The organism is Leeuwenhoekiella palythoae (assembly GCF_020310025.1).
GTDB lineage: Bacteria > Bacteroidota > Bacteroidia > Flavobacteriales > Flavobacteriaceae > Leeuwenhoekiella > Leeuwenhoekiella palythoae.
In genome coordinates this window covers 2172919-2195546 of sequence record NZ_CP084318.1, presented here as the reverse complement: position 1 = coordinate 2195546, position 22628 = coordinate 2172919, and the positions used below count along the sequence as shown (strand labels likewise).

The 22628-nt window shown below is 39.9% G+C and carries 20 protein-coding genes; 12 read left to right on the top strand and 8 right to left on the bottom strand.

Going from position 1 to position 22628, the window contains the following annotated elements; genetic code table 11:
• Positions 1-51: 51 nt before the first annotated feature.
• Positions 52-873, bottom strand: coding sequence for a GLPGLI family protein (locus LDL79_RS09340; protein ID WP_225597511.1), 822 nt, complete (start codon positions 871-873; stop codon positions 52-54).
• Between the two features lie 21 nt (positions 874-894).
• The gene (locus LDL79_RS09335; protein WP_225597510.1) at positions 895-1296 is read right to left on the bottom strand and encodes a hypothetical protein; all 402 of its coding nucleotides are present in this window, start codon (positions 1294-1296) and stop codon (positions 895-897) included.
• Between the two features lie 118 nt (positions 1297-1414).
• Between LDL79_RS09335 and LDL79_RS09330 the strand changes: the two genes are divergently transcribed.
• The 7 genes from LDL79_RS09330 (at position 1415) to LDL79_RS09300 (ending at position 9185) form a co-directional block, all read left to right on the top strand.
• A complete protein-coding gene (locus tag LDL79_RS09330) occupies positions 1415-2926 on the top strand; it encodes a sensor histidine kinase (protein WP_225597509.1) in 1512 nt (503 codons plus the stop codon).
• Positions 2919-3602, top strand: coding sequence for a response regulator transcription factor (locus tag LDL79_RS09325; protein ID WP_225597508.1), 684 nt, complete (start codon positions 2919-2921; stop codon positions 3600-3602). Before LDL79_RS09330 ends, LDL79_RS09325 begins: the two co-directional genes overlap by 8 nt.
• Before the next feature lie 131 nt (positions 3603-3733).
• Positions 3734-4543, top strand: coding sequence for a hypothetical protein (locus LDL79_RS09320; RefSeq protein WP_225597507.1), 810 nt, complete (start codon positions 3734-3736; stop codon positions 4541-4543).
• 4 nt (positions 4544-4547) lie between these two features.
• On the top strand, positions 4548-5162 hold the full coding sequence (locus LDL79_RS09315; protein WP_072981607.1) for a deoxynucleoside kinase: 615 nt from the start codon (positions 4548-4550) through the stop codon (positions 5160-5162).
• 232 nt (positions 5163-5394) lie between these two features.
• Positions 5395-7218 (top strand): peptidase MATCAP family protein, encoded by a 1824-nt coding sequence (locus LDL79_RS09310; RefSeq protein WP_225597506.1) that lies wholly within the window; start codon positions 5395-5397, stop codon positions 7216-7218.
• A 2-nt stretch (positions 7219-7220) separates the two neighbouring features.
• On the top strand, positions 7221-8273 hold the full coding sequence (locus tag LDL79_RS09305) for an ATP-grasp domain-containing protein (RefSeq protein WP_225597505.1): 1053 nt from the start codon (positions 7221-7223) through the stop codon (positions 8271-8273).
• Positions 8274-8282: 9 nt separating this feature from the next.
• Entirely contained in the window at positions 8283-9185 is a 903-nt protein-coding gene (locus LDL79_RS09300; RefSeq protein ID WP_225597504.1) for a M14 family metallopeptidase, read from the top strand.
• 3 nt (positions 9186-9188) lie between these two features.
• On the opposite strand, the gene LDL79_RS09295 is transcribed toward LDL79_RS09300, so the two are convergent.
• From LDL79_RS09295 to LDL79_RS09275, 5 genes are all read right to left on the bottom strand, one after another.
• Positions 9189-10217: an App1 family protein gene (locus LDL79_RS09295; RefSeq protein WP_225597502.1), complete on the bottom strand. Its 1029-nt coding sequence runs from the start codon at positions 10215-10217 to the stop codon at positions 9189-9191.
• A gap of 68 nt (positions 10218-10285) precedes the next feature.
• Positions 10286-12679, bottom strand: a complete 2394-nt coding sequence (locus LDL79_RS09290) for a sodium-translocating pyrophosphatase (RefSeq protein WP_225597501.1) — start codon at positions 12677-12679, stop codon at positions 10286-10288.
• A gap of 135 nt (positions 12680-12814) precedes the next feature.
• Positions 12815-13342, bottom strand: coding sequence for an inorganic diphosphatase (locus tag LDL79_RS09285; protein ID WP_072981595.1), 528 nt, complete (start codon positions 13340-13342; stop codon positions 12815-12817).
• Between the two features lie 171 nt (positions 13343-13513).
• On the bottom strand, positions 13514-16006 hold the full coding sequence (locus LDL79_RS09280) for a DUF5686 family protein (RefSeq protein ID WP_225597500.1): 2493 nt from the start codon (positions 16004-16006) through the stop codon (positions 13514-13516).
• A 170-nt stretch (positions 16007-16176) separates the two neighbouring features.
• The gene (locus LDL79_RS09275; protein ID WP_072981591.1) at positions 16177-17154 is read right to left on the bottom strand and encodes a pyruvate dehydrogenase complex E1 component subunit beta; all 978 of its coding nucleotides are present in this window, start codon (positions 17152-17154) and stop codon (positions 16177-16179) included.
• A gap of 196 nt (positions 17155-17350) precedes the next feature.
• Here LDL79_RS09275 and LDL79_RS09270 point away from each other — a divergent pair, with 196 nt between their 5' ends.
• The 4 genes from LDL79_RS09270 (at position 17351) to LDL79_RS09255 (ending at position 21258) form a co-directional block, all read left to right on the top strand.
• The gene (locus tag LDL79_RS09270; protein ID WP_167598748.1) at positions 17351-18097 is read left to right on the top strand and encodes an electron transfer flavoprotein subunit beta/FixA family protein; all 747 of its coding nucleotides are present in this window, start codon (positions 17351-17353) and stop codon (positions 18095-18097) included.
• Positions 18098-18157: 60 nt separating this feature from the next.
• Positions 18158-19126 (top strand): electron transfer flavoprotein subunit alpha/FixB family protein, encoded by a 969-nt coding sequence (locus tag LDL79_RS09265; RefSeq protein ID WP_225597499.1) that lies wholly within the window; start codon positions 18158-18160, stop codon positions 19124-19126.
• Positions 19127-19211: 85 nt separating this feature from the next.
• Positions 19212-19835 (top strand): bifunctional nuclease family protein, encoded by a 624-nt coding sequence (locus tag LDL79_RS09260; RefSeq protein WP_072981585.1) that lies wholly within the window; start codon positions 19212-19214, stop codon positions 19833-19835.
• Between the two features lie 7 nt (positions 19836-19842).
• Positions 19843-21258: a NupC/NupG family nucleoside CNT transporter gene (locus tag LDL79_RS09255; protein ID WP_167598746.1), complete on the top strand. Its 1416-nt coding sequence runs from the start codon at positions 19843-19845 to the stop codon at positions 21256-21258.
• Positions 21259-21264: 6 nt separating this feature from the next.
• Here the strand turns inward: LDL79_RS09255 and LDL79_RS09250 are convergent, their stop codons facing one another.
• Positions 21265-21630, bottom strand: a complete 366-nt coding sequence (locus LDL79_RS09250; RefSeq protein ID WP_072981581.1) for a hypothetical protein — start codon at positions 21628-21630, stop codon at positions 21265-21267.
• 130 nt (positions 21631-21760) lie between these two features.
• On the opposite strand from LDL79_RS09250, the gene LDL79_RS09245 reads away from it, so the two are divergent.
• Positions 21761-22612 carry a thymidylate synthase gene (locus LDL79_RS09245; RefSeq protein WP_225597498.1) on the top strand — a complete coding sequence of 284 codons (852 nt, stop codon included), beginning with the start codon at positions 21761-21763 and terminating at the stop codon, positions 22610-22612.
• Positions 22613-22628: the final 16 nt, after the last annotated feature.

The following is a 22628-nucleotide window of genomic DNA, read 5'->3' as shown; positions in this document are numbered from 1 at the left end:
TATCGCTTTTTGACTTCTCTGCGCTTCAAAGGTTTAACGGCCAAAAAGATTTTATCCACCTATTTTTATGGTAAAGCTTTTACCATCTTCCCGAGTGCTGCTGTTACGCTCAATCCACTCTTTCATCTTCTCATCCTGAATGGTTTTCATTTCGGCTTCGCCTACTACTTTACCATTTTCAGGAGCTTTGATCTCGATTTTTTCTTCGGGATTGAGCACGATCTGACTGCATAAAATTGTTTGGTCTCCGTCTTGCACTTCCAGGATTAGACCCGGCAATCCCCAATTCATACCAGGACCGTGGCTCACAGGGATTTGCGGCGTGTACCATACCGTCACGGTTTTAGTAAACGAAGTGTCTACCGTTTTCATACTTTCTGAAGAAAATGTCTGACTGTTTACCTCCTCGATACGGGTAGCTTTAAAGCAAGTGTAATCCCCAATGGATTTTGTCTCTTTCTCCAGTTTCCACTGAGGTTTTGATAAGCTGTCTTTTACCAAAAAGATTTTTCCCAATACATCTTCTTGACGCTCGTAACGTTGCGCTGCAGTGTTTTTGTAAAGAATATCGCGACTCTGACTTATTTTAATCTGTATGCCGCTAGAGGAAGCCACATCAGGAGCAGCTAATTTTTCCTCCTCCTTATACAAAGACTCGTTACGGTTAAAAGTAAGCGTGTAGGTTTTTTCAAATTGCTTTTTGAGTTGGGCTGCAATTTGCTCCTGCATCGCATCGGTCATATTTTCCCCATTCATTTTGAGATCGACCTTGCGTCTGCTTTTATAAGTCGCAACCCCTTGAAAGTCTTGTGCCATTAAGGCTTCCGCGAAAGCAAGAAAAAAGACAACGATAGTTAAAAATTTAATGTTCATAACGGTTTGATTTGTGATTGATTAATCTTTATAGCTTTCAATAAATTGAACTAAGCTTTCTGTAACTTCTGAAATTCTTTTCTTTAAATCTTCGAGTTCTTTAGTGTTTCCTTTAAGAGATGCTGACATTCCTTTTAAAGTCTTCCCCTTTAATGATTTTTCCTCTACAAATTCTACAGAAAGTTGAATGTCGCGTGCAAGTAAAGAGTCTTTCTCAAACTCCTGTAACATTAACTCCCAGTCTAAATTTCGTAATTCTTCCAGATCATCTGTTGAGATATCTAGTTTAGAGGTATGCACTTTCCACTTTGATTGGGTTGAATCTGAATATGATGCGGTTTTAATAGTCCAAGATGACTTTTGATTTTGACCGTAAGTAAACATGCAAATACTTAGAAAAATGGTAGTGAATAGAGTTTTCATCTTCAATTATTTAAATTCAACTCAAAATTGAATATTTGTTCATTTTAAAAGCGTTAACCACTGTTAACGAGTGTTAACCGTAGAAACTGTTCTGAGAATTTGAATTTACATTTGAATTATGAAAAATAGACGCTATAGTATACTCATCTATTTTATTAGTGCGGTAATACTCATTACACTTTCCATTCAGTTTTACTGGAATATCAAAAATTATGAAACTGAACGCTTTAGACTAATTGATGAAATGCAGGCAAGTCTTGATAATGCGGTTGATAACTACTACACTATCTTGGCTCAAAATAACACCGTTGGTTTTTTTCTAGATCAGAAAACCGCTCCTAAAAATGCATTAACAAATCAAATGGATAGTCTTATAAAACGTATTGACCTTAGCAGTCAAGGGTTTAAAGGCTTAGATAGCCTGGATTCAAAAAAGATAAAAGGAATCAAAGTTTTACGTGGGACTGCCATAGACAGCTTTATTCAGATAGAGGATTCAGTCTCAGAATTAGACAGTCAAAAAGCAATTGATTCTTTAATCATAACAGCCAAAAACTTACAAGCCAATGATAGTATTGAAAAAAATCCTTGGTCTATTTTCACCTCAAAAGTGGTCATCTCAATTACCGAAGATACCATTCAAATGAAAAAAATGGATAGTCTTCTCAATATTGAGTTAATGCGCAGAGACATCAATATTGACAAATCCTTAGAGTTTGTAAATTCCAACGGAAAAAAACAAACAACACTTGAGGACATAAAAAGTCGTGCAGGTCAAAGCACATACTCTACAAGTAGCCTACTCCCCAAAGGCAGTTCGCTAAATTTGTATTTTACAAATTACAAAGCTACTCTGTTCAAAAGGATTCTAGGTGGAGTTATCTTATCGACAGTTTTAATCGCTTGCGTCATTGCCTGCCTCCTGTTTTTACTTAAGATCATCAACCGCCAAAAACAACTCGCCGAAGTTAAAAACGACCTTATCAGCAACATCACACACGAGTTTAAAACGCCTATCGCGACCATAAGTGTCGCCCTCGAGGGAATCAAAAATTTCAATCGTGAAAATGATCCCGTCAAAACCGGCAATTATGTGAATACTTCCACCGCCCAACTCGACAAACTCACGATGATGGTCGAAAAACTTTTAGAAACCGCCACCTTAGATGGTGAAGAGCTCGCACTCAACAAGGAAGAGATCAACCTAAATGAGATCCTGGAAAATTTGGTTCAAAAGCATCAAACCCTTGCTCCTGAGAAAAGCATTCGTTTTACAGCTTTACGAGAAAACAATTGGATTTTGGGTGATGCTTTTCATCTGGATAACGCCTTGAACAACTTACTGGATAATGCCGTGAAATATGGCGGTGATACTATTCTGGTTGAGTTGGAAAATCTATCCTCACAAATTGAGATACGAATTACAGATTCTGGAACTTCATTAAGCAAAGCCGAAGCAAAACAAATCTTTGAGAAATTCTATCGCGTTCCTAAAGGGAATACGCACGACGTGAAAGGCTTTGGGATCGGACTCTATTACACTCAGAAAATTATTGAAAAACATGGCGGAAGCATCGATGTTTCTGTAACTTCTCAAACCACTTTTAAAATCGAATTGCCCCATGCCTAATACAACCCATTTACTTTTAGCCGAAGACGAAGCTGCGCTGGGACAAATCGTAAAAGAGAGTCTGGAAACCCGCGAATTCACTGTAGACCTTGCCGAAGATGGAGAAAAAGCACTAAGACTTTTTGAGCAAAATAGCTATGATGCTTTGGTACTCGATGTGATGATGCCCAAGAAAGATGGTTTTACTTTAGCTAAAGAGATCCGAGCAAAAGATGACAGCATTCCTATAATATTTCTCACCGCAAAATCACAAACCAGCGATGTTGTAGAAGGCTTTAGCATAGGCGGAAATGACTACCTGAAAAAACCTTTTAGTATGGAAGAATTGATCGTGCGTATTCACAATCTGGTCGCACGTAAAAAACTCCAATCACAATCTGAAGTGCTGACTTTAGGTGAGTATCAATTTAACTTCCCAAAACAAACCTTACAGTTTCAAACCGAAGAACCGGTTTTGCTCACCCACAGGGAAGCGCATTTGTTATTTCATCTCATCAAAAACAAAAATCAAGTACTCGATCGCAGCCTCATTCTAAACAAACTTTGGAATTCAGACGATTTCTTCGCAGCACGCAGTATGGATGTGTTTATTTCGAAACTGCGCAAAAAATTATCAAAAGACGAGCGTATTCAAATCATAAACGTGCGAGGTTTTGGTTATAAACTTACGTGTTGATTGCAGGAAACTACCTCAGGCAAGCTCAAAATATCTTTGTTAAAAGCAAATTTTCAATTTTGAGTTTAACCTCAAAGTGTAAAACCTTTTAGCGGTGCCAAAGATATAGACCTTTCTAAAACAGCATTATTTTGTATTTTTCAAGAATGCGGAACGTGCTTCTTTTTATCTTCTTTTGTATCTCCACACTATGTGCGCAGGACAGTTTGGAAGTTTCTGCATTACCTTTAGACACTGCTGTATCGCTTAAAGCAGACACTTTTATTGGTGTTGATTCATATAACAATTTTTATTACGTAAAAGACCGCGCGCTTTATAAAAAGAGCAAAGACAAAACCATTCAGTTTAGTGATTTGCGGCTGGGGTCAATCAGTACAGTAGATCTTTTAAATCCGTTACGAATTACAGTTTTTTATGCCGAAACGAATACTGCGGTGATTCTCGACAACACCTTGAATGAAATCACTCGAGTAAATTTTAACGCCATCGAAAACTTCAGAAATGTAAGTCACGCACGCACGGCAAGCGATCGCCGACTCTGGATCTTCAATACTGACCTGCAACGTCTGGAACTTTTTGACTATCAAAACAACCGCATAGACAGCAATTTTACTCCGCAGCCGGATATCGCTTTAGAACTTGCAAGTGATTTTAACACCTGCTGGGTACTCACAGAAAACAATCTATACCATTACAATCAATACGGAAGTTTACTTGAAAAACTTTCTGCGACATCATTATCAAACATTGCGGTTCTTGATGAAAAACTCTTCGGTATTCAAGATCAAAAACTGTTTATCAAAACCAAACAATCGGCTTCTTGGCAAGAAATAAAAAACCTTCCGCAAGACACTAAAGCGTTTTATTTGAAAGCAGGAAACCTGTATCTTTACCGCTCAGAAAAAATCTCAACCTACACACTAAAGCTACCTAAATCCTAATCTCATGCACATCGCGATTGCAGGCAATATTGGCGCCGGAAAAACCACCCTTACAAGACTTCTAGCAAAGCATTATAACTGGCAACCGCAATATGAAGATGTTGTAGACAACCCGTATCTAGATGATTTTTATAATGAGATGGAGCGCTGGTCTTTTAACCTGCAAATCTACTTTTTAAACAGTAGATTCAGACAATTATTAGAGATTCAAGAAAGCGGCAAAGACATTATTCAAGACCGTACGATCTATGAAGATGCGCATATTTTCGCGCCCAACTTACACGCGATGGGTTTGCTTACCAATCGCGATTTTCACAACTACGCCTCACTTTTTGAACTTATGGAAAGCGTGGTTCAAGGTCCAGATTTGCTTATTTATTTACGCAGTAGTATTCCTAACCTGGTAGCACAGATTCACAAGCGCGGGAGAGAGTATGAGAATTCGATTTCTATCGATTATTTGAGCCGACTAAACGAGCGCTATGAAGCTTGGATTCACGACTACAACAAAGGCAATTTGCTTATCATTGATGTAGACAATATCAATTTTGTAGATAATCCTGAAGATCTGGGAGACATCATCAACAAAATCGATGCTGAAATCAACGGACTGTTTTAACTATCAAATTTCGGGGACTTTCCTCGCAAAAATATATCTCGATTAACGAATACAATTCCTTTCAAAATAAGGATCGAAAGCCTGCCTGATCGCAGGCTTTTTTAATTCTGTGTTAAAGCAGTATCGCTTCCTGCCAAACTTCTCTTAAACCTTGATCTATTCCCTCGCAAACGTTTGCTAGCTGCGCTTCTTTCTGCTAATTTGATGTAGTAAATGGAGAAGCGCATTTAAAATGACCAGTGAAACAAGCGAACTTTTAGCTGATTTAGAACCCGGAAAACGCACGATGAGCGATCTGCCATACGGCGGATTTTTAGTGCTTGAACACGATGTCCCTGCATTGCTTATCTATCGAAAAAAACCGAAAGATAAGGCCACTATGCGCCTTGCGCGGACCGGAGCATCCTACCTCATTATCGGCGATTCTCATTTTGAATATTTCCGAGAGTTTATAAAAGAATTGACCACCAAAATGGCCGACAGGTTTGGGTCTTTTATTCTATTAGAATTGTACAAGGGAGAACCCGCAAGCACTGACTTTATCATTAAAGGACCCTCGCATAAATTACCGGCCTCGCTTGAAACGCTGTCTGAAGAACTTTCTGCGATTGACAGTCGCAGGTACGACTTAAAGCTAGGTGCAAAAATCAACCACACCAAAAACCGCCAAAAACCCGGCGACGAACCTCTATTTGATATTGATGAATTAAAGGCTGCCGGTGGAACGCTTTTAGGACTCGAATTACCGCCCGTATATTGTAATAAAAGCGGTAAAATGTATCCGCTGTATTTTAGAATGTTCCGCGATAAGTTGGCTAAGGCTATTCAGAAAACGATATATGAATTTATACGCGTACAAACTACTTCAGACATTCATAGCTACCACAATCTAGGCCGTCGTCGCATACATAAAGAGGTTTTAAAAATAGACCGTCAGATCACTGAAATTCAATCGAGATATCAGTTTTTATTACTGGTAGCACCGGTAAATATTCAGGCGTTACGACACAAATTTTTTGAAACAAATTTTGAAGAAATTGACACCTATCACTATCGCTTGCTTCCGGTAGATCCCGATTTACTTAAGCGGGAACTTTATAATTTGCGTATAGATGAGATCGATGATCCTTCGCTTTCCTATTTATATAACGAAAAACGCGAGGAATTAGATAAAGAACTCACGATGCTTAAAGAACGGGGTTCTAAAAATTTCTTTTACAGCAGTATCAGATTATATCAGGGTGTCCCCAGAAATGTTTTAGCCGAAGCCAAACTCATTCTAGAGACCATTCCTGAAAATCACGAAGAGTCTACAGAAAAGACTATTGACGCGCATCAGTTTCAAGAGTTGGCCAAAGTAGAATTTGAATACTTTAAAAAGCAAGCACCCCATTTTGAAAGCAACATTCACATACGCGAAGATGTGAATATTATTATGGTCTCTAACGGCGAATTGTATTTGCCGGCAGATTATAAAATGACGCAAATAGAAGCGCAGGCACTAATTCAGCACGAGTTGGGTACGCACGCGCTCACGCATTTTAATGGAAGCCAGCAGCCTTTGAGTCAGCTCTCGGCTGGCTTTGCTGATTATGATGCTACTCAAGAAGGGATTGCGGTACTTTCAGAATATCTGGGCGGCGGTTTAACCGGTAACCGTTTGAGAATATTGGCTGGGCGCGTGGTCGCTGGTGAAGATCTGATGAACGGAGCCGATTTTAAATCGGTTTTTCATCACCTCTATACCGACTATGGTTTTACAAAAGAGCGCGCCTTCAATATCACTTCTCGAATGTTTCAAGGCGGTGGTTTTCTAAAAGATATCATCTATCTCAAAGGTCTTGTAGAACTCAGGGATTACTTAGGAAATGGTGGCGACTTACAACCTTTACTTGCGGGAAAATTTGCACTGAAACACGTAGATATTATAAACGATCTCACGCAACGCAAGTTGCTTAATGCACCTAAGATTATTCCACGGTATTTTGAGAATACCAACTTTTCAACCAAACTAAACGCCTTTAAAGAAGGCATTACACTATCTAAAATGATCTAATCATGAAAATATGTTTTGTAGTAAGTGATGTTGCCACCGAACCGGTAGGTACTTCAGTAGTATTAATGCGGAAAGCGCATCAGCGCGGCCACGAAGTTTATGTAATGAACGTAGGTGGTTTTAATTTTTATCAGGGTGGGCCCATCAAACTTACCTGTAAAAAAATACCCGAAGATCTAAAGTATAAAACACCCCAAGAATTCTGGGAGCAGATTCAAGATGAACAATTAGCCTGGACCAAAGCAGATTCTTCTAAAATAGATGTGGTATTCCTGCGGAATAATCCCACCGAAGAAACAGACGACAGACATTGGGCTGAGCACTCCGGCATTGCTTTTGGCCGTATGCTGCAAGAGCAAGGAGTTTTGGTGCTCAATGATGCCGACGCTATGTCTAATGCGTTTATAGACAAGCTGTATTTTGAAGAATTACCGGCTTCAATTAAACCCAAAAGTTTAATAACGCGAGATAAAGACGAACTCCTAAAATTCTGGAAAAAGTGTGACAAAAAGATCGTGCTCAAACCTCTTGAAGGTTCCGGAGGGCAGAATGTGTATTTGATAGATGAAGAAAAAAAGAATTTCAATCAGATCATCACCAGTTTAACCGAATTGGGCTACGTTATCGCACAAGAATTTTTACCGGAAGTAAGTAAAGGTGATGTAAGAATCATTCTGGTCAACGGTCGCATTCTGGAAGAAAATGGTAAGCTCGCTGTTATACGACGGGTGAACAGTGATAAAACTGAGTTCAGAAGTAACCTCTCGCTAGGCGCGAAAGCAAAACCGGCAAAACTCACCAAGGCTATGGAACATATCGTAGAGATCACAGCGCCTAAATTGATAAAAGACGGGTTTTTCTTTGTAGGCCTAGATGTGGTAGATGATAAATTAATCGAGATCAATGTACTGAGCCCCGGCGGCTTAGATTACTGTGAAGCTATTGGCCTTCCTGAATTTACAGATCCCGTGATCGAAGCGATAGAGCGTAAAGTAGCTTATAAAAAGCATTACACGCACGGCTTTTCAAACCGCGAATTAGCCTCAATGCACTAATCAGAAATTATGTCTTTAGAAAAAAAATATTCCAGAATTCTGGGGCAATACACAAGCAATAAACCCGGACCGCTTCTTTTTATAACCGGTGGCGTTCACGGCAATGAGCCCAGTGGCGTTCAAGCGCTGCAAAAAGTCTTTGCTCAATTAAAAAAGGAACAACCTGAGATCAAAGGTACCGTTGTGGGAGTTTCCGGGAATCATAAAGCGCTACAGGAAAATGTGCGCTACATTGACGAAGACCTCAACCGTACTTGGACAAAAGAAAATATAGCTAGCAAAAAACAAGACTCTCACGAGAAAAAAGAGATGTTTTCTATTATCGAAGTGTTAGAACAGTTTCCGGAAGCAGATTTTGAGAAGCGCTATTTTCTGGACTGTCACACAACCTCTTCCGCTAGTAAACCGTATATCTCTGTGCAGGAAGTACATGACAATGATGCTTGGGCGCACCGGTTTCCACCTTATATAATCCGTGGGTTTTCAGATATCGTTTATGGATGCATCGATCATTATCTAAGCCGAATTGGCGTTACCGGTTTTGTCTTTGAAGGCGGTCAACATACCAGCCCTGATGCGGTAAAACATCATGAAGGAATGATCTGGCTTGCGTTATCTAAAGCTTGTGATTTAGATCTAAACACTTTAGAAAAACACCCTGAAGCTGCAACGTATATGGAAGCTATGCGTGCTGAACAGAAGACCTTTGAGATCGAATACCGTCACGAGATCAAAGACGGTGATTCGTTTAAAATGGAACCGGGTTACGAAAACTTTCAACCTATTAAAAAAGGAGAACTGTTAGCCATACACAATGGCTCTGAAGTTAGAAGTGAATGGGACGCTTTTATTTTTATGCCGCTGTATCAAGATCAGGGCAATGATGGCTTTTTTGTGGTGCGCGAAGTGTAATACTTATTGGATAAGTCCCAATTCTCGTGCGTGCTCTGCTGCGGTTTGACTGTCTTTAACCAAAAGCGCAGGCGTTAGTTCAAAACGTTCTAGAAGTCCGCGTACACGAAAAACACGCTTTTCGTGATTCACACTACGCAAGTAAATGGCTTTAATACGCTCAGGAAATTCTTCAGCGATCTCGATATAGATATCGGCATCGTGCTCACCGCTATCTCCAATAAGTACAAATTGTAAATCAGGATAGGTTCTTAAAATATTTCGGATTTCTCCCTGTTTATGAGGTTTTTCGGGTTTTGGGATTCGGTCAAAAGGCGTTCTAAAGTCCCGTAGCAAAATGGCTCCTTTAGGAAAATTGTTATGCTTGATAAAAGCTTGTAAGTAGTGATATAAATTCCACGGACTATTACTCACATAAAACATAGGATTAGAAGCCTTGCCCGACTTTCCTAAATGCAGTTGCTTGTAAAAAGACGCCGCTCCTTTAAACGGGGTGCGTTTGCCCACACCCGTAAACAGCGTATTAAAAATGACGCGCCATTTTAAAAGTGACGTTACTCCGGTTTTTAAAATGGTATCGTCGATATCGCTGATGACGCCAAATTCCGCTTTGCGAGAAGGGATCAACATTTGCCCCGGAAACCTGTTGTTGTTTTTAATCAGTCGTTTTTGGTTTTCATCATCATACGCCAATTCTAGCTGCAACCAACCTTGCTCGTTCGTCAGGTCTTGCAAATCCTTAACCGCTTTATCAAATTTAAAATAGCCTTCGGCATTTGTTTCTACATAGAAAACGCGATCATCCGGCAATTTGATTTTCAGCTTTGCAAAGGGTAACTCATCACTTCTAAACTGTTTATACGCATTTTTAAATGCGTTGCCCAAGCCGGTCTTATCCAGATTGACGCCCTCATCTTCTAAAGCTCTTCCCAGCAAATACAAATGCCCGTTAGTGCCATAGGTTTGATACCCGTGAATTTGCAAGGGATCTTGGGGGTGCAGTTTAAGTTTTTGTAGAACATCCTTCAGCATATCTTTAAATTAGAAAATCCCGATGAGGTCATCGGGATTTAAAATGATAAAGTTGTCTTAAGGATACGTTATTCTTTTTCTTCAAATTTTATCTCCTTTACAACATGCTTTTCTGATGCACTATGTGACTCAGTATTGTAGGCTGCTATTTGTTTCTTCAGCTCTTCTTCACTGCCCTTAAGTCGTTTTTCAGTAACCTGAAGTTTTCCATCTATAGTTTTTGTTTCGGTGATCAAAGCGCTGTACAACCCGTTTGATTCTTGTTGCATTTGCACCTCGACCTTAACCTCCTGATTGCTTACCAAACTTTCTGAATGTCCACCGAGAATTGGGGCGATCACAAGCCCCACAAGACAGGTAAGTTTGATCAAAATATTCATAGAAGGCCCTGAAGTATCTTTAAAAGGATCTCCTACAGTATCCCCGGTAACCGCTGCTTTATGCGCGTCGCTCCCCTTGTATTCTACTTTTCCGTTAATTTCAACACCTGCTTCAAAAGACTTTTTAGCGTTGTCCCAAGCACCACCGGCGTTGTTCTGAAAAATAGCCCACATCACGCCTGAAACGCAAACTCCAGCCATATAGCCACCAAGAGGTTCTGCACCAAAAATAAGTCCGATAATTATAGGAACAATAATAGTGATCAGTCCGGGAAGAATCATCTCGCGCAAGGCCGCTTGCGTAGAAATCGCGACACACTTGCCATATTCGGGTTTGCCGGTTCCTTCTAAAATTCCGGGAATTTCTTTAAACTGACGACGGACTTCCTGCACCATTTGCATCGCCGCTTTACCTACAGATTGCATCGCCAAGGCTGAAAAAATCACGGGGATCATTCCTCCCACAAAAAGCGCTGCCAATACATCAGCTTTAAAAATATTGATTCCGTCGATTCCTGTAAAGGTTACATAAGCCGCAAAAAGCGCCAAAGCCGTCAATGCCGCCGAAGCAATTGCAAAACCTTTACCAACAGCTGCGGTCGTATTCCCCACCGAATCTAAAATATCAGTACGTTCACGCACATGGTCTTCCAGTTCGCTCATTTCGGCAACACCTCCTGCATTATCTGCGATTGGACCAAAAGCGTCTATCGCCAGCTGCATCGCTGTTGTTGCCATCATTGCTGAAGCTGCGAGCGCAACTCCATAAAAGCCGGCTAGCTCATACGAACCATAAATCGCCGCAGCGAATAAAATCACTGATAAAAACGTTGATTTCATTCCGACAGCGAGTCCTGCGATAATATTTGTCGCAGCACCGGTTGAAGAATTCTTAACTATATCAAGCACCGGACCTTTACCTAAACTTGTATAATGTGCAGTAACTACAGAAATTAGCGCTCCCACCGCCAGGCCAATACAAGCGGACCAAAACACATTAATTGATGGAATGTCTTTATATCCTTCACCGAAGAATTGCATCGACATCATTTCTGGTAACATCCAATCGATTAAAAAATAACTAGCGATTAAGGTTAGCACAATCGCTACCCAATTCCCCATATCTAATGCCTTTTGCACCTGTGATTCTTTGGCCTCGTTATTTTTAATACTCACCAAAAACGTCCCGATGATCGAAGCTAAAATTCCAACTCCCGCAATTACTACGGGAAGTAAAATGGGACCCATATTATTAAACGCATCAGTAAATGGAGCTCCTTGTGACATATCCTGCACGAGATAGTTACCCAATACCATAGCGGCCAAAACCGTAGCCACATAACTCCCAAAAAGGTCTGCACCCATACCAGCAACATCCCCTACGTTATCCCCAACATTATCTGCAATGGTAGCGGGATTTCGCGGATCATCTTCCGGGATACCCGCTTCAACTTTCCCAACAAGGTCTGCTCCTACATCTGCTGCTTTCGTATAAATACCACCACCCACACGCGCGAATAGCGCAATAGATTCGGCGCCTAGAGAGAAGCCTGCGAGTGTCTCAAGCACAATGGTCATTTCATTATAAAAATTTCCACCTTCGGTTAGAAAACTTCCCATCAAAAATAGAAAGATCAAACTCAGTCCTAAAACTGCGAGCCCGGCAACTCCAAGCCCCATTACGGTACCTCCACCAAAGCTAACTTTTAACGCGTTAGGTAAACTGGTTTTAGCAGCTTCGGCAGTACGTGCGTTAGCGTCTGTTGCGATACGCATTCCTATATTTCCGGCTAATGCAGAAAAGAACGCCCCGATGATAAAGGCAGGTACAATCAACCAACTTGTCGTAGCTACAACGTTTGAGATAATATATAAAAGAACAGAAGCGATCACAACAAATACCAGAAGTAAGCGGTATTCTGCGGCTAAAAATGCCAGTGCACCTTCTTTAATACTTTTTGAAATGCTTTGCATTTTGTCATTTCCGGCAGGTTGTTTTTTTACCCAAGCCATTTTAATAAACATAAAAAGCAAGCCTAATACTGCCAGAACTATTGGCACATAAATAATGTTTGATTCCATAAAAAGTGAATTTATTAAGTCGAACTTATGTAGTGAAATTGATACTACTACATTGATTGCCTTAAATTACAGAAAATAAATCATAAAAAAAGACCGCATATTTGCGGTCTTTTAAAAATTGAAGCGTTTTACTGCTTACTCTATACTTACTTCCTCTTTTGGAACATCGCTATCTGCGTAACGATCGATGCATTGCTTGATGATTTCTTTAGCTTCATTTACATCACCGAAACCTCCTACATCAACTTTCTTTTTTTCAAGGTCTTTGTAAACTTGAAAGAAATGCCCGATCTCTTTGATCAAGTGCGGATTTAATTCACTAAGATCTGAAATTCTGCTTGCGATAGGATCACTTACCGGCACGCAAATGATTTTCTCATCAGGACCTTTCTCATCGGTCATGTGGAAAACACCAATAGGCTTTACTTCCATCACGCAACCCGGAAAGGTAGGTTCTGTAACCAATACCAAAACATCAAGTGGGTCACCGTCAAGCGCTAGAGTTTCAGGAATGAATCCGTAGTCTGCAGGATACATCATTGAAGAAAAAATCATACGATCGTAGCGTATTTTCTTCAGCTTAAAATCGTACTCATACTTATTACGGCTCCCTTTTGGGATTTCAATTAAAACATCAAATGTCGAAATACTATCTGCTGTCATATTAGTTCTGGCTTTATAGTGTCTATTGTTTTTTAACCTAAATAGGGTGGCAAAAATACTCTAAATGTCAAGCTACCACAAGAAAAACCATTGAAAAGAAGCAACCTACAAAACTTATAACGTTTTCGTCTTTGATTCTTGAAATGAATTTAGATTTTGATTGTAAAATCCTTAGAATGAAAATTCTAAAGCTCCGGTAACCCCAAAACTTCTGGCGTCTGGCGTATCAAGGTAATTCCCTCTAAAGTTAAAATCAATACGCAGCACTTTTAAAATATTACCTACCCCAAAGCTATACTCGTAGTAAGGCTCATCATTGGGCGCTATATATTCAATATTGGATGCATTGATCAGTTGGTTTTCTTCAGAAATGGACCCCCAAGCACCGCGGAAGCCTATAATCTCCCTAAGATTCAGCTTTCTTAAAAACGGAATACGGCCAAAAATTCGACCTCCAAAATTATGCTCTAAATGTAGCGTGGCGTAGGTATCGGTCACAAACTCATAATAGTTCAACTGCGGAAACGTGCCATAAATAGAAAATAAATTCTGATTTCCCGGCACTACACTAAGCAAACCCAGCGGCACTTCGCCAAAGGTTTTACCCGCTTCAATGGTAGAGCTAAACGTACCCAAACCTCCCATACGCCAAGGTTGGCGATACGACACCTGAAGTTTTTCGTAGTCAAAATCACTATTCACAAGCCCCTTAACTCCTTTGGTGTACCCAAAATAAATGGTAGGAAACCATTCATTTGTAACTGTACGTTCTACTCCATATCCTGAAGTATGCTTACCCGGCTCAAAAATACCACTAAGTACAATCTCTGCTTGTTTGACGTCTGATCTTACTTCGGTTTGCGTAAAATCAGTATAATAATCTAGATTGAACGTAGGTGATGCCGACTCTAAGGTGCGGTATGAAAGATCACCTCTGATCTTTAAGTTCTTTAAAAATTCGGCTTCAATGGCGAAATTAGCCAGCTTGATGCTCGTGAGTTGGTCATTATTCCCCACAGTGACTAAGGAAGATGAAGCAAGGTTTCGTCCCAGAACATCCGTTGAAGTGGTTAAACTCGCTGCGATTTGCTCAACGTCTTGACGGTAGCCTCCCGAGACAATTAAACGCGCTTTGTGATCTAAAAGCACTTTACCCGAAAGCCCAAACTTGAATTTCTTATCTCTAAACCCATAGGCTCCAAAACCTTCTAATCGCCAGGGATCATTTTGATCAAAATAGGTACGTGCACCGCCTCGTAAACGCAACCCTTCAACATCATTAAAACCAAATGCAGAAAACAACGGACCTATATCAAGATTGGCTTTATCCCACTCATAATACCCGCTTACCATCGCCGAACTTACACTATAAAAAGCTTGGAATTTGGGCACTTTTTGAAGTGAATCAAGCATTACATAGACGCCTTTCTCATCTTTGCTTAAAGGCTCCATCCGGTTTTCATCCCAGAAGGTATCGGGTTGGGTGTACACCGATTCATCGTAGCGCGTCACGCGCTCATCATAAAAGTCTTCTTCTTTGGGCTTATCAAAAACGTAGTTGTCGTAAAGCGTGGTTCGCTTTCCATAAACTCCGCGGCTTCCTTCTTTTTTCCGTAAAGCGAAATCTGATAAAAAGTAATCTCGGGTAATTAAGAAAACAGAATCGTTAAGCACATCATATTCCTGCTCGATATAGATCTCCTTGACCCAGTTGATATTCGCGCTTTTGTTGACCTGCAGGTTAATCTCCTTGATCGCCCAAGTGGTATCATTCACCCAAAAATCACCTTTAAAAGTGAGTTCGTTAGAACGTCTGGGATAATAAATAATGTTGTAGCACCATTTATCCTTTATGTATGAACTGTCAGCAAGCACATAATTATAGGTATCAATACCCGTGGTAGACAACGGACTCACAAAGCTTTTATCAAAAAACTTCAGGTAATTATCATATATATTAAACTCGTTATACAGCTCTTGAATAAAAGCAATTAAGGTTTGATTGGTGCTGAAACCACTGTTGCGGTTTCCTTTTAATTCTTCTTTTTCTTTATCTAAAATATTATCCCCAAAAACCTCACTACTTCGTTCATTGATAAAAATGGGCAAGTAGGTTTTTCCGGTGATTCGGGAAGTATCCATCTGGTCAAAGATGAATTCCATTTTATTAAAGATCTTGTTATTGATCAGCGAACTATCGATTGTATTTAGATCAAACTCAACCTTCTCATATTTGTCATACGCATATTGATCAAATTGATTCAACCCATTAGAACGTTTGTTGGCCCAAATCTTCCGCAGAATATCTATGGCGGGATTATTCTTCTTAGGCTGCTTTCCGCTATACACCACTACTTCGCTGAGACTTTCGGTTTCTTCTTCTAAAGTGATCTCCAGATTATAGTTTACGCGCTGCGGAAGCGACACCTCTTTAGCCTGAAAGCCTATAAAAGTTACCTTTAAAGCATCATAAGTATTATCTGACTGTAAATAGAACCTTCCGTCCTCATTGGTGATTGTTCCTTCAGAAGAACCCGCAAACACTACATTGGCAAACGGCACAGGATTACCGGCACTGTCAAAAACCAATCCTCCGGCCTTGGTTTGGCCCAGAAGTAAAACAGGTATAAATAAAAAGAGAAGTAGGTTTAAGGAGTGCCTCATATAATAGGTAACGGTCTAGGGGAGTTTCTCTAACTCAAAAACTATTGAATTAGTATATTTTAAAGACGAACGAACACCGTATTCGTCGCAAATAAAATGACTACTAACAAAAAAAGCTTCATTAGCCAATACATATTGACCAATGAAGCTTCAAAGATAGTAGTATCTAGTTATCTGTATAGTACTTTTTTAACAGCTTTAACAACATCATTGCTGTTAGGTATCCACTCTTTTAGAAGAACAGGTGAATACGGTGCTGGTGTATCTGCAGTGTTTATTTTTACGATAGGTGCATCTAGATAATCAAAAGCTTTTTCCTGAACTTGGAAGGTAATCTCAGTAGATACATTTCCAAAAGGCCAAGCTTCTTCAAGAATCACCAATCTGTTTGTTTTCTTTACAGACTCGATAACCGTATTAATATCTAAAGGTCTCACGGTACGTAAATCAATGATCTCGCAAGAAATACCGTCTTTTTCTAATTCTTCAGCTGCAGCGTAAGCTTCTTTAATAATCTTACCAAAAGAAACAATAGTTACATCGCTTCCTTCACGCTTCACATCAGCAACACCAATTGGAATTAAATATTCTCCTTCTGGCACTTCACCTTTATCACCATACATCTGCTCGCTTTCCATAAAAATAACTGGATCGTCATCGCGAATAGCCGACTTTAATAAGCCTTTTGCATCAGCTGGGTTAGAAGGTACAATTACCTTAAGCCCTGGAGTATTTGCAAACCAGCTCTCAAAAGCTTGAGAGTGCGTTGCACCTAGCTGTCCCGCAGAAGCAGTAGGCCCTCTAAATACAATAGGACAATTAAATTGACCACCAGACATCTGACGGATCTTTGCCGCATTATTTATAATCTGATCTATACCTACTAACGAGAAGTTAAAGGTCATATATTCTACAATAGGACGGTTACCATTCATTGCACTACCAATGGCGATCCCGGCGAAGCCTAATTCTGAAATTGGAGTATCGATTACACGATCTGGACCAAACTCATCAAGCATTCCTTTAGATGCTTTGTAAGCTCCATTATATTCTGCAACCTCTTCCCCCATAAGATAAATGGCCTCATCACGGCGCATTTCTTCACTCATGGCTTCACAAACCGCTTCCCTAAATTGTATTGTTTTCATAAATAAAAGTGGATGTACGTGTACTGTTAAATCAAGTAAAAACCCCAATTTTGTGGGGACAGCAAAAATAGGAATTAAATCTTCCCTAAGAAATCGGATTTAACTAAATTTTGTTATGCACGCATAGCAAATTTCCGATTTTAATGCTTATTTTCGTAACGAAAACGAAATAGTTCACAAGATAAAAGTTTGATATATGAAAATATTAGTGTGCATCAGTCACGTACCTGATACGACTTCTAAGATTAATTTTACCGAAAATGACACCAAATTTGATACAAACGGTGTTCAATTTGTGATTAACCCGAATGACGAATTTGGTCTTACCCGTGCAATGTGGTTTAAAGAAAAACAAGGCGCTACTGTAGATATTATTAATGTTGGTGGTCCGGAAACTGAACCTACCTTAAGAAAAGCGCTTGCCATAGGAGCAGACACCGCGATTAGAATCAATACCGAAGCACTTGATGGATTTCAGGTGGCTAAAGAATTAAGTACTGTTGCTAAAGAAGGCAATTACGACTTGATTATTGCCGGCCGCGAGTCTATTGACTACAATGGCGGTATGGTTCCCGGAATGTTGGCGAGTTTACTCGGTGCAAGTTTTGTAAATACCTGTATTGGTCTCGAAGTTGACGGTGATACCGCAACTGCTGTTCGTGAGATTGACGGTGGTAAAGAAACCGTAACTGCAAAATTACCTCTAGTTGTAGGTGGGCAAAAAGGAATTGTTGAAGAAAGTGATTTACGCATCCCAAATATGCGTGGTATTATGATGGCGCGAAAAAAACCTCTTGAGGTTAAAGAACCACAAGGTGCTTCAACCGAGACCTCAGCCGTTTCTTTTGAAAAACCGGCTCCTAAAGGAGATGTAAAACTTATCTCACCAGATAATTTAGACGAACTCATAGATCTTTTGCACAACGAGGCAAAAGCTATCTAAAAGTTCTTTTAAGTCACGTTTAATTCTTTCGCTTGCGCGAAAAAATCAAAAGCAAAAAATATGTCAGTTTTAGTATATACAGAATCAGAAGAAGGAAAATTTAAAAAGACAGCATACGAGGTTGTTAGTTACGCCCGCGGCATCGCAGATATGATGAGCACTACAGTAACCGCTGTTGCCGTTAATGCCGAAGAAACAGCCTCATTAGGCACTTATGGTGCAGATAAGGTAGTTCACATAAAAAGTGATAAACTAAGTAAGTTTACAGCTAATGCTTATGCTACCGCAGTTACCGAAATCGCTAAAAACGAAGGTTCAAAAGTGGTGGTTTTAAGCAGTAGTGCAAATGCTAAATATTTAGCTCCACTACTCGCTGTAGACCTCGAAGCAGGTTATGCTTCAAATGTTGTGGCCTTACCAGAAAGCGCTTCTCCTTTTAAAGTAAAGCGTACCGCTTTTACAAACAAAGCCTTTAATCACACCGAAATCACCACAGATGTAAAAATCATAGGCTTATCTAAAAATAGTTTTGGTCTTAAAGAAGCGCAAAAAGATGCTACGGAAGCGTCTTTTGACCCTAGCCTTGATGATTCGCCGTTTAAAGTTGAAGTACAGTCGGTTGATAAAGTAAAAGATAAAGTTACCATCGCCGATGCTGAAATCGTAGTAAGCGGAGGCCGCGGACTCAAAGGGCCAGAAAACTGGGGAATGATCGAAGAAATGGCAGATATTCTAGGCGCAGCAACTGCGTGCTCTAAACCAGTTTCTGATATGGGCTGGAGACCGCATAGCGAACACGTAGGTCAGACCGGTAAGCCTGTTGCTTCTAACTTATATATCGCTGTGGGAATTTCAGGAGCGATCCAGCACCTTGCAGGAATCAACGCTTCTAAGACTAAAGTAGTCATCAACACAGACCCGGAAGCGCCCTTTTTTAAAGCCGCAGATTACGGTATTGTAGGAGATGCTTTTGAGGTTGTTCCTAAGCTAAACGAAAAATTAAAAGAGTTTAAGGCGAATAACTCTTAAATTTAGTATTTTCGAGCGCTCAAAGGGCTGTTTAAATTTGGATATCTGTCCTCATTTAAACAGCCTTTTTATATTTTTACAGCTTATGAGTTTAGTGCGTTTGAATATTAAGGGAATATCGTATAGCCAGACACAAAATGGCGCATACGCTTTAATACTTAGTGAAGTTGATGGTGACCGCAAGCTACCTATTGTTATAGGCGCTTTTGAAGCACAATCTATTGCTATTGCTCTTGAAAAAGAGATCAAGCCTCCGCGACCACTTACCCACGACCTTTTTAAAAATTTTGCAGACCGTTTTGATATTCAGGTTAAACAGGTGATCATTCATAAACTGGTTGATGGTGTTTTTTACAGCAGTATCATTTGCGAGCGTGACAGTATTGAAGAGATCATTGATGCGCGTACCAGTGACGCCATTTCGTTAGCGCTTCGGTTTAACGCTCCTATTTTTACCTATAAAAATATTCTTGATAAAGCCGGCATTTATTTAAAAGGTACTGATCACGATGTTTCTAAAGAAGCAGAAGATGATGTTCTTGTAGACCAGCTGGTTGTTGAAGAGGAGGAAGAAAAACCTTCCGCTGCTTCTAACGATTATAAAAAATTATCTCTGAGCGAATTGAATTCTCTTCTAGAACAAGCTGTTGCCGCTGAAGACTATGAGGCTGCTGCAAAAATCAGAGACGAAATATCTAAACGCAATTAATTTATAGATGCGAAAATTACTTCTACTCCTACTTGTTAGTGTCATTTCTACCTTATCATCTGTAGCGCAAAGTGCCCAAGAAATTCTTCCGGTAGCTGAGAGCAAAGTAATTATACCCAACGCCGGATTTTCTTTTGACAGTCTATGGCGCGGAGTCTTAGGAATGATCTGCCTGCTGGTCATTGCTTATCTTTTTAGCACAAACCGTAAAGCAATCAATTGGAAAACTATCGGGATTGGTTTAGGAGCGCAACTCCTATTAGCTATAGGCGTATTAAAAGTTCCCTTTGTTCAAAAATCTTTTGAATTTGTAGGAAAGATATTTGTAAAGATCCTTGATTTCACTGCTGCCGGAAGCGAATTTCTTTTAGGCGGAATGATGGATACCGAAAGTTATGGATTCATCTTTATCTTTCAGGTGTTACCCACCATCATCTTCTTTTCGGCGTTAACTTCAGTTTTATATTACTTAGGAATCGTACAAGTTGTGGTTAAGGGAATGGCGTGGGTTCTTACAAAATTATTAGGCATTTCAGGAGCCGAAAGCTTATCGGTCGCCGGTAATATTTTCCTCGGGCAAACCGAAGCACCACTAATGATCAAAGCGTATCTTGAACGTATGACACGCTCTGAGATCCTTTTGGTTATGGTGGGTGGTATGGCCACTGTTGCCGGTGGAGTGCTGGCAGCTTACATAGGATTTTTGGGTGGTGATGACCCGGCCTTACGGTTAGAGTTTGCACGACATTTATTAGCTGCATCGGTTATGGCAGCGCCCGGTGCGATTGTAATCTCAAAACTTTTGTATCCGCAGCAGATGCCCGTAGATCCTAATGTAGAAGTATCTTCAGATAAAATTGGCTCTAATATTCTTGACGCCATCGCAACCGGAACGACCGAAGGTTTAAAGCTGGCTGCCAACGTAGGTGCAATGCTTTTAGTTTTTGTTGCCTTTATAGCTATGATCAATTGGGGCTTCGGAAAGATCGGTGAAGTAACCTCGTTAAACGACTTTCTGGCTGCTAATACTCCATACACCTCTTTTTCTCTTGAGTCTGTTTTAGGAACCATTTTTGCTCCTTTGATGTGGCTCATCGGTGTCGCTTCAGAAGACATTATGCTTATGGGACAATTGCTAGGGATTAAATTGGCTGCAAGCGAATTTGTAGGCTATATTCAATTAGCCGAACTCAAAAACCCGGTAAATGGATTAAGTTTTACCTATCAGAAATCAGTCATCATGGCAACCTATCTTTTGTGTGGTTTTGCCAATTTTGCTTCGATAGGAATCCAGATTGGAGGAATAGGGTCTCTTGCTCCGGGGCAACGTAAAACACTCTCTGAATTTGGATTAAAAGCAGTATTAGGAGGAACTTTAGCCTCACTACTTTCTGCAACTATCGCCGGAATGATTATTGGGTAAAACCTATTAAAAGGTAAGTACCCACTCTTCTGCTGCTTTATACGTAGTAAAAAATGCAAAAGAACCTTTGTAGTACCCTTGTTCAACAACAAGCTCTTCGCGACGTTGTGATCCTTCTGGAGAAACCACCGCTAACGCATACATCTTAGAAAGATTTAGCGACTTCATATTAATGGGATTAAAAGCTGTAGCAAGACCACGCTCAGAAATCAAAGCATATCTTGCTCCATCATAAAATGCCTCGATATCTTTAAAAATTTGCTTAGAGTATTCAAGCTTGACCTCATCTAAATCTTCATTAAATTTGATATGAACAAAGCTTTCAAAATATTTGGCCTCACCAAATGAATAAGAATTAGATTTTAAAACCATGTAATGGACTGTGCAATTTTTATAAGGCGAAAGTAGTCATATTTAGTTAATAAATTATTAAAAAAAATAATATCTTAAAAAACACAGTGTTTTTCAAAGCTGTATTTTTACCATAAATGTCACTCCTGCTATGAAACAATACCACGATCTTGTAAAACATATATTAGACCACGGCACTCAAAAAGGGGATCGCACCGGTACCGGAACTTTAAGTGTTTTTGGATATCAAATGCGATTTGATCTGAGCGAAGGCTTTCCGATGGTCACAACTAAAAAGCTTCATTTAAAATCCATTATCTACGAACTACTTTGGTTTCTAAAAGGGGATACTAACATTGAATATCTTAAAGAAAATGGCGTGCGTATCTGGAATGAATGGGCTGATGAAGAAGGTAATCTAGGACCAGTTTACGGCCATCAATGGCGCAACTGGAATAGTGAAGAAATAGACCAGATTAAGGAGGTGATAGAAACCTTAAAGAACAATCCTAACAGTAGACGTATGCTGGTAAGCGCCTGGAATCCCAGCGTGATGCCAGACACTTCAAAATCATTTTCAGAAAATGTCGCAAACGGCAAGGCCGCACTACCACCATGTCACGCATTTTTTCAGTTTTATGTTGCTCCCGGTGATCCCGAAGCAGAAGATAAACGACCAAAACTTTCGTGCCAACTCTATCAACGTAGTGCCGATGTATTTTTAGGAGTGCCATTTAATATTGCTTCTTATGCACTCTTCACGATGATGATGGCTCAAGTATGCGATTATGCTCCGGGTGATTTTATCCACACCTTTGGAGATGCTCATATTTACAATAATCATATTGAGCAACTTAATTTGCAATTGACTCGTGAATTACGCAACTTACCAACGATCAAAATAAACCCTGAGGTTAAGGATATTTTCAGTTTTAAATTTGAAGATTTTCAACTGGAGAATTACGATCCACACCCTCACATAAAAGGTAAAGTAGCCATATAAATTGTAACCCCAAATC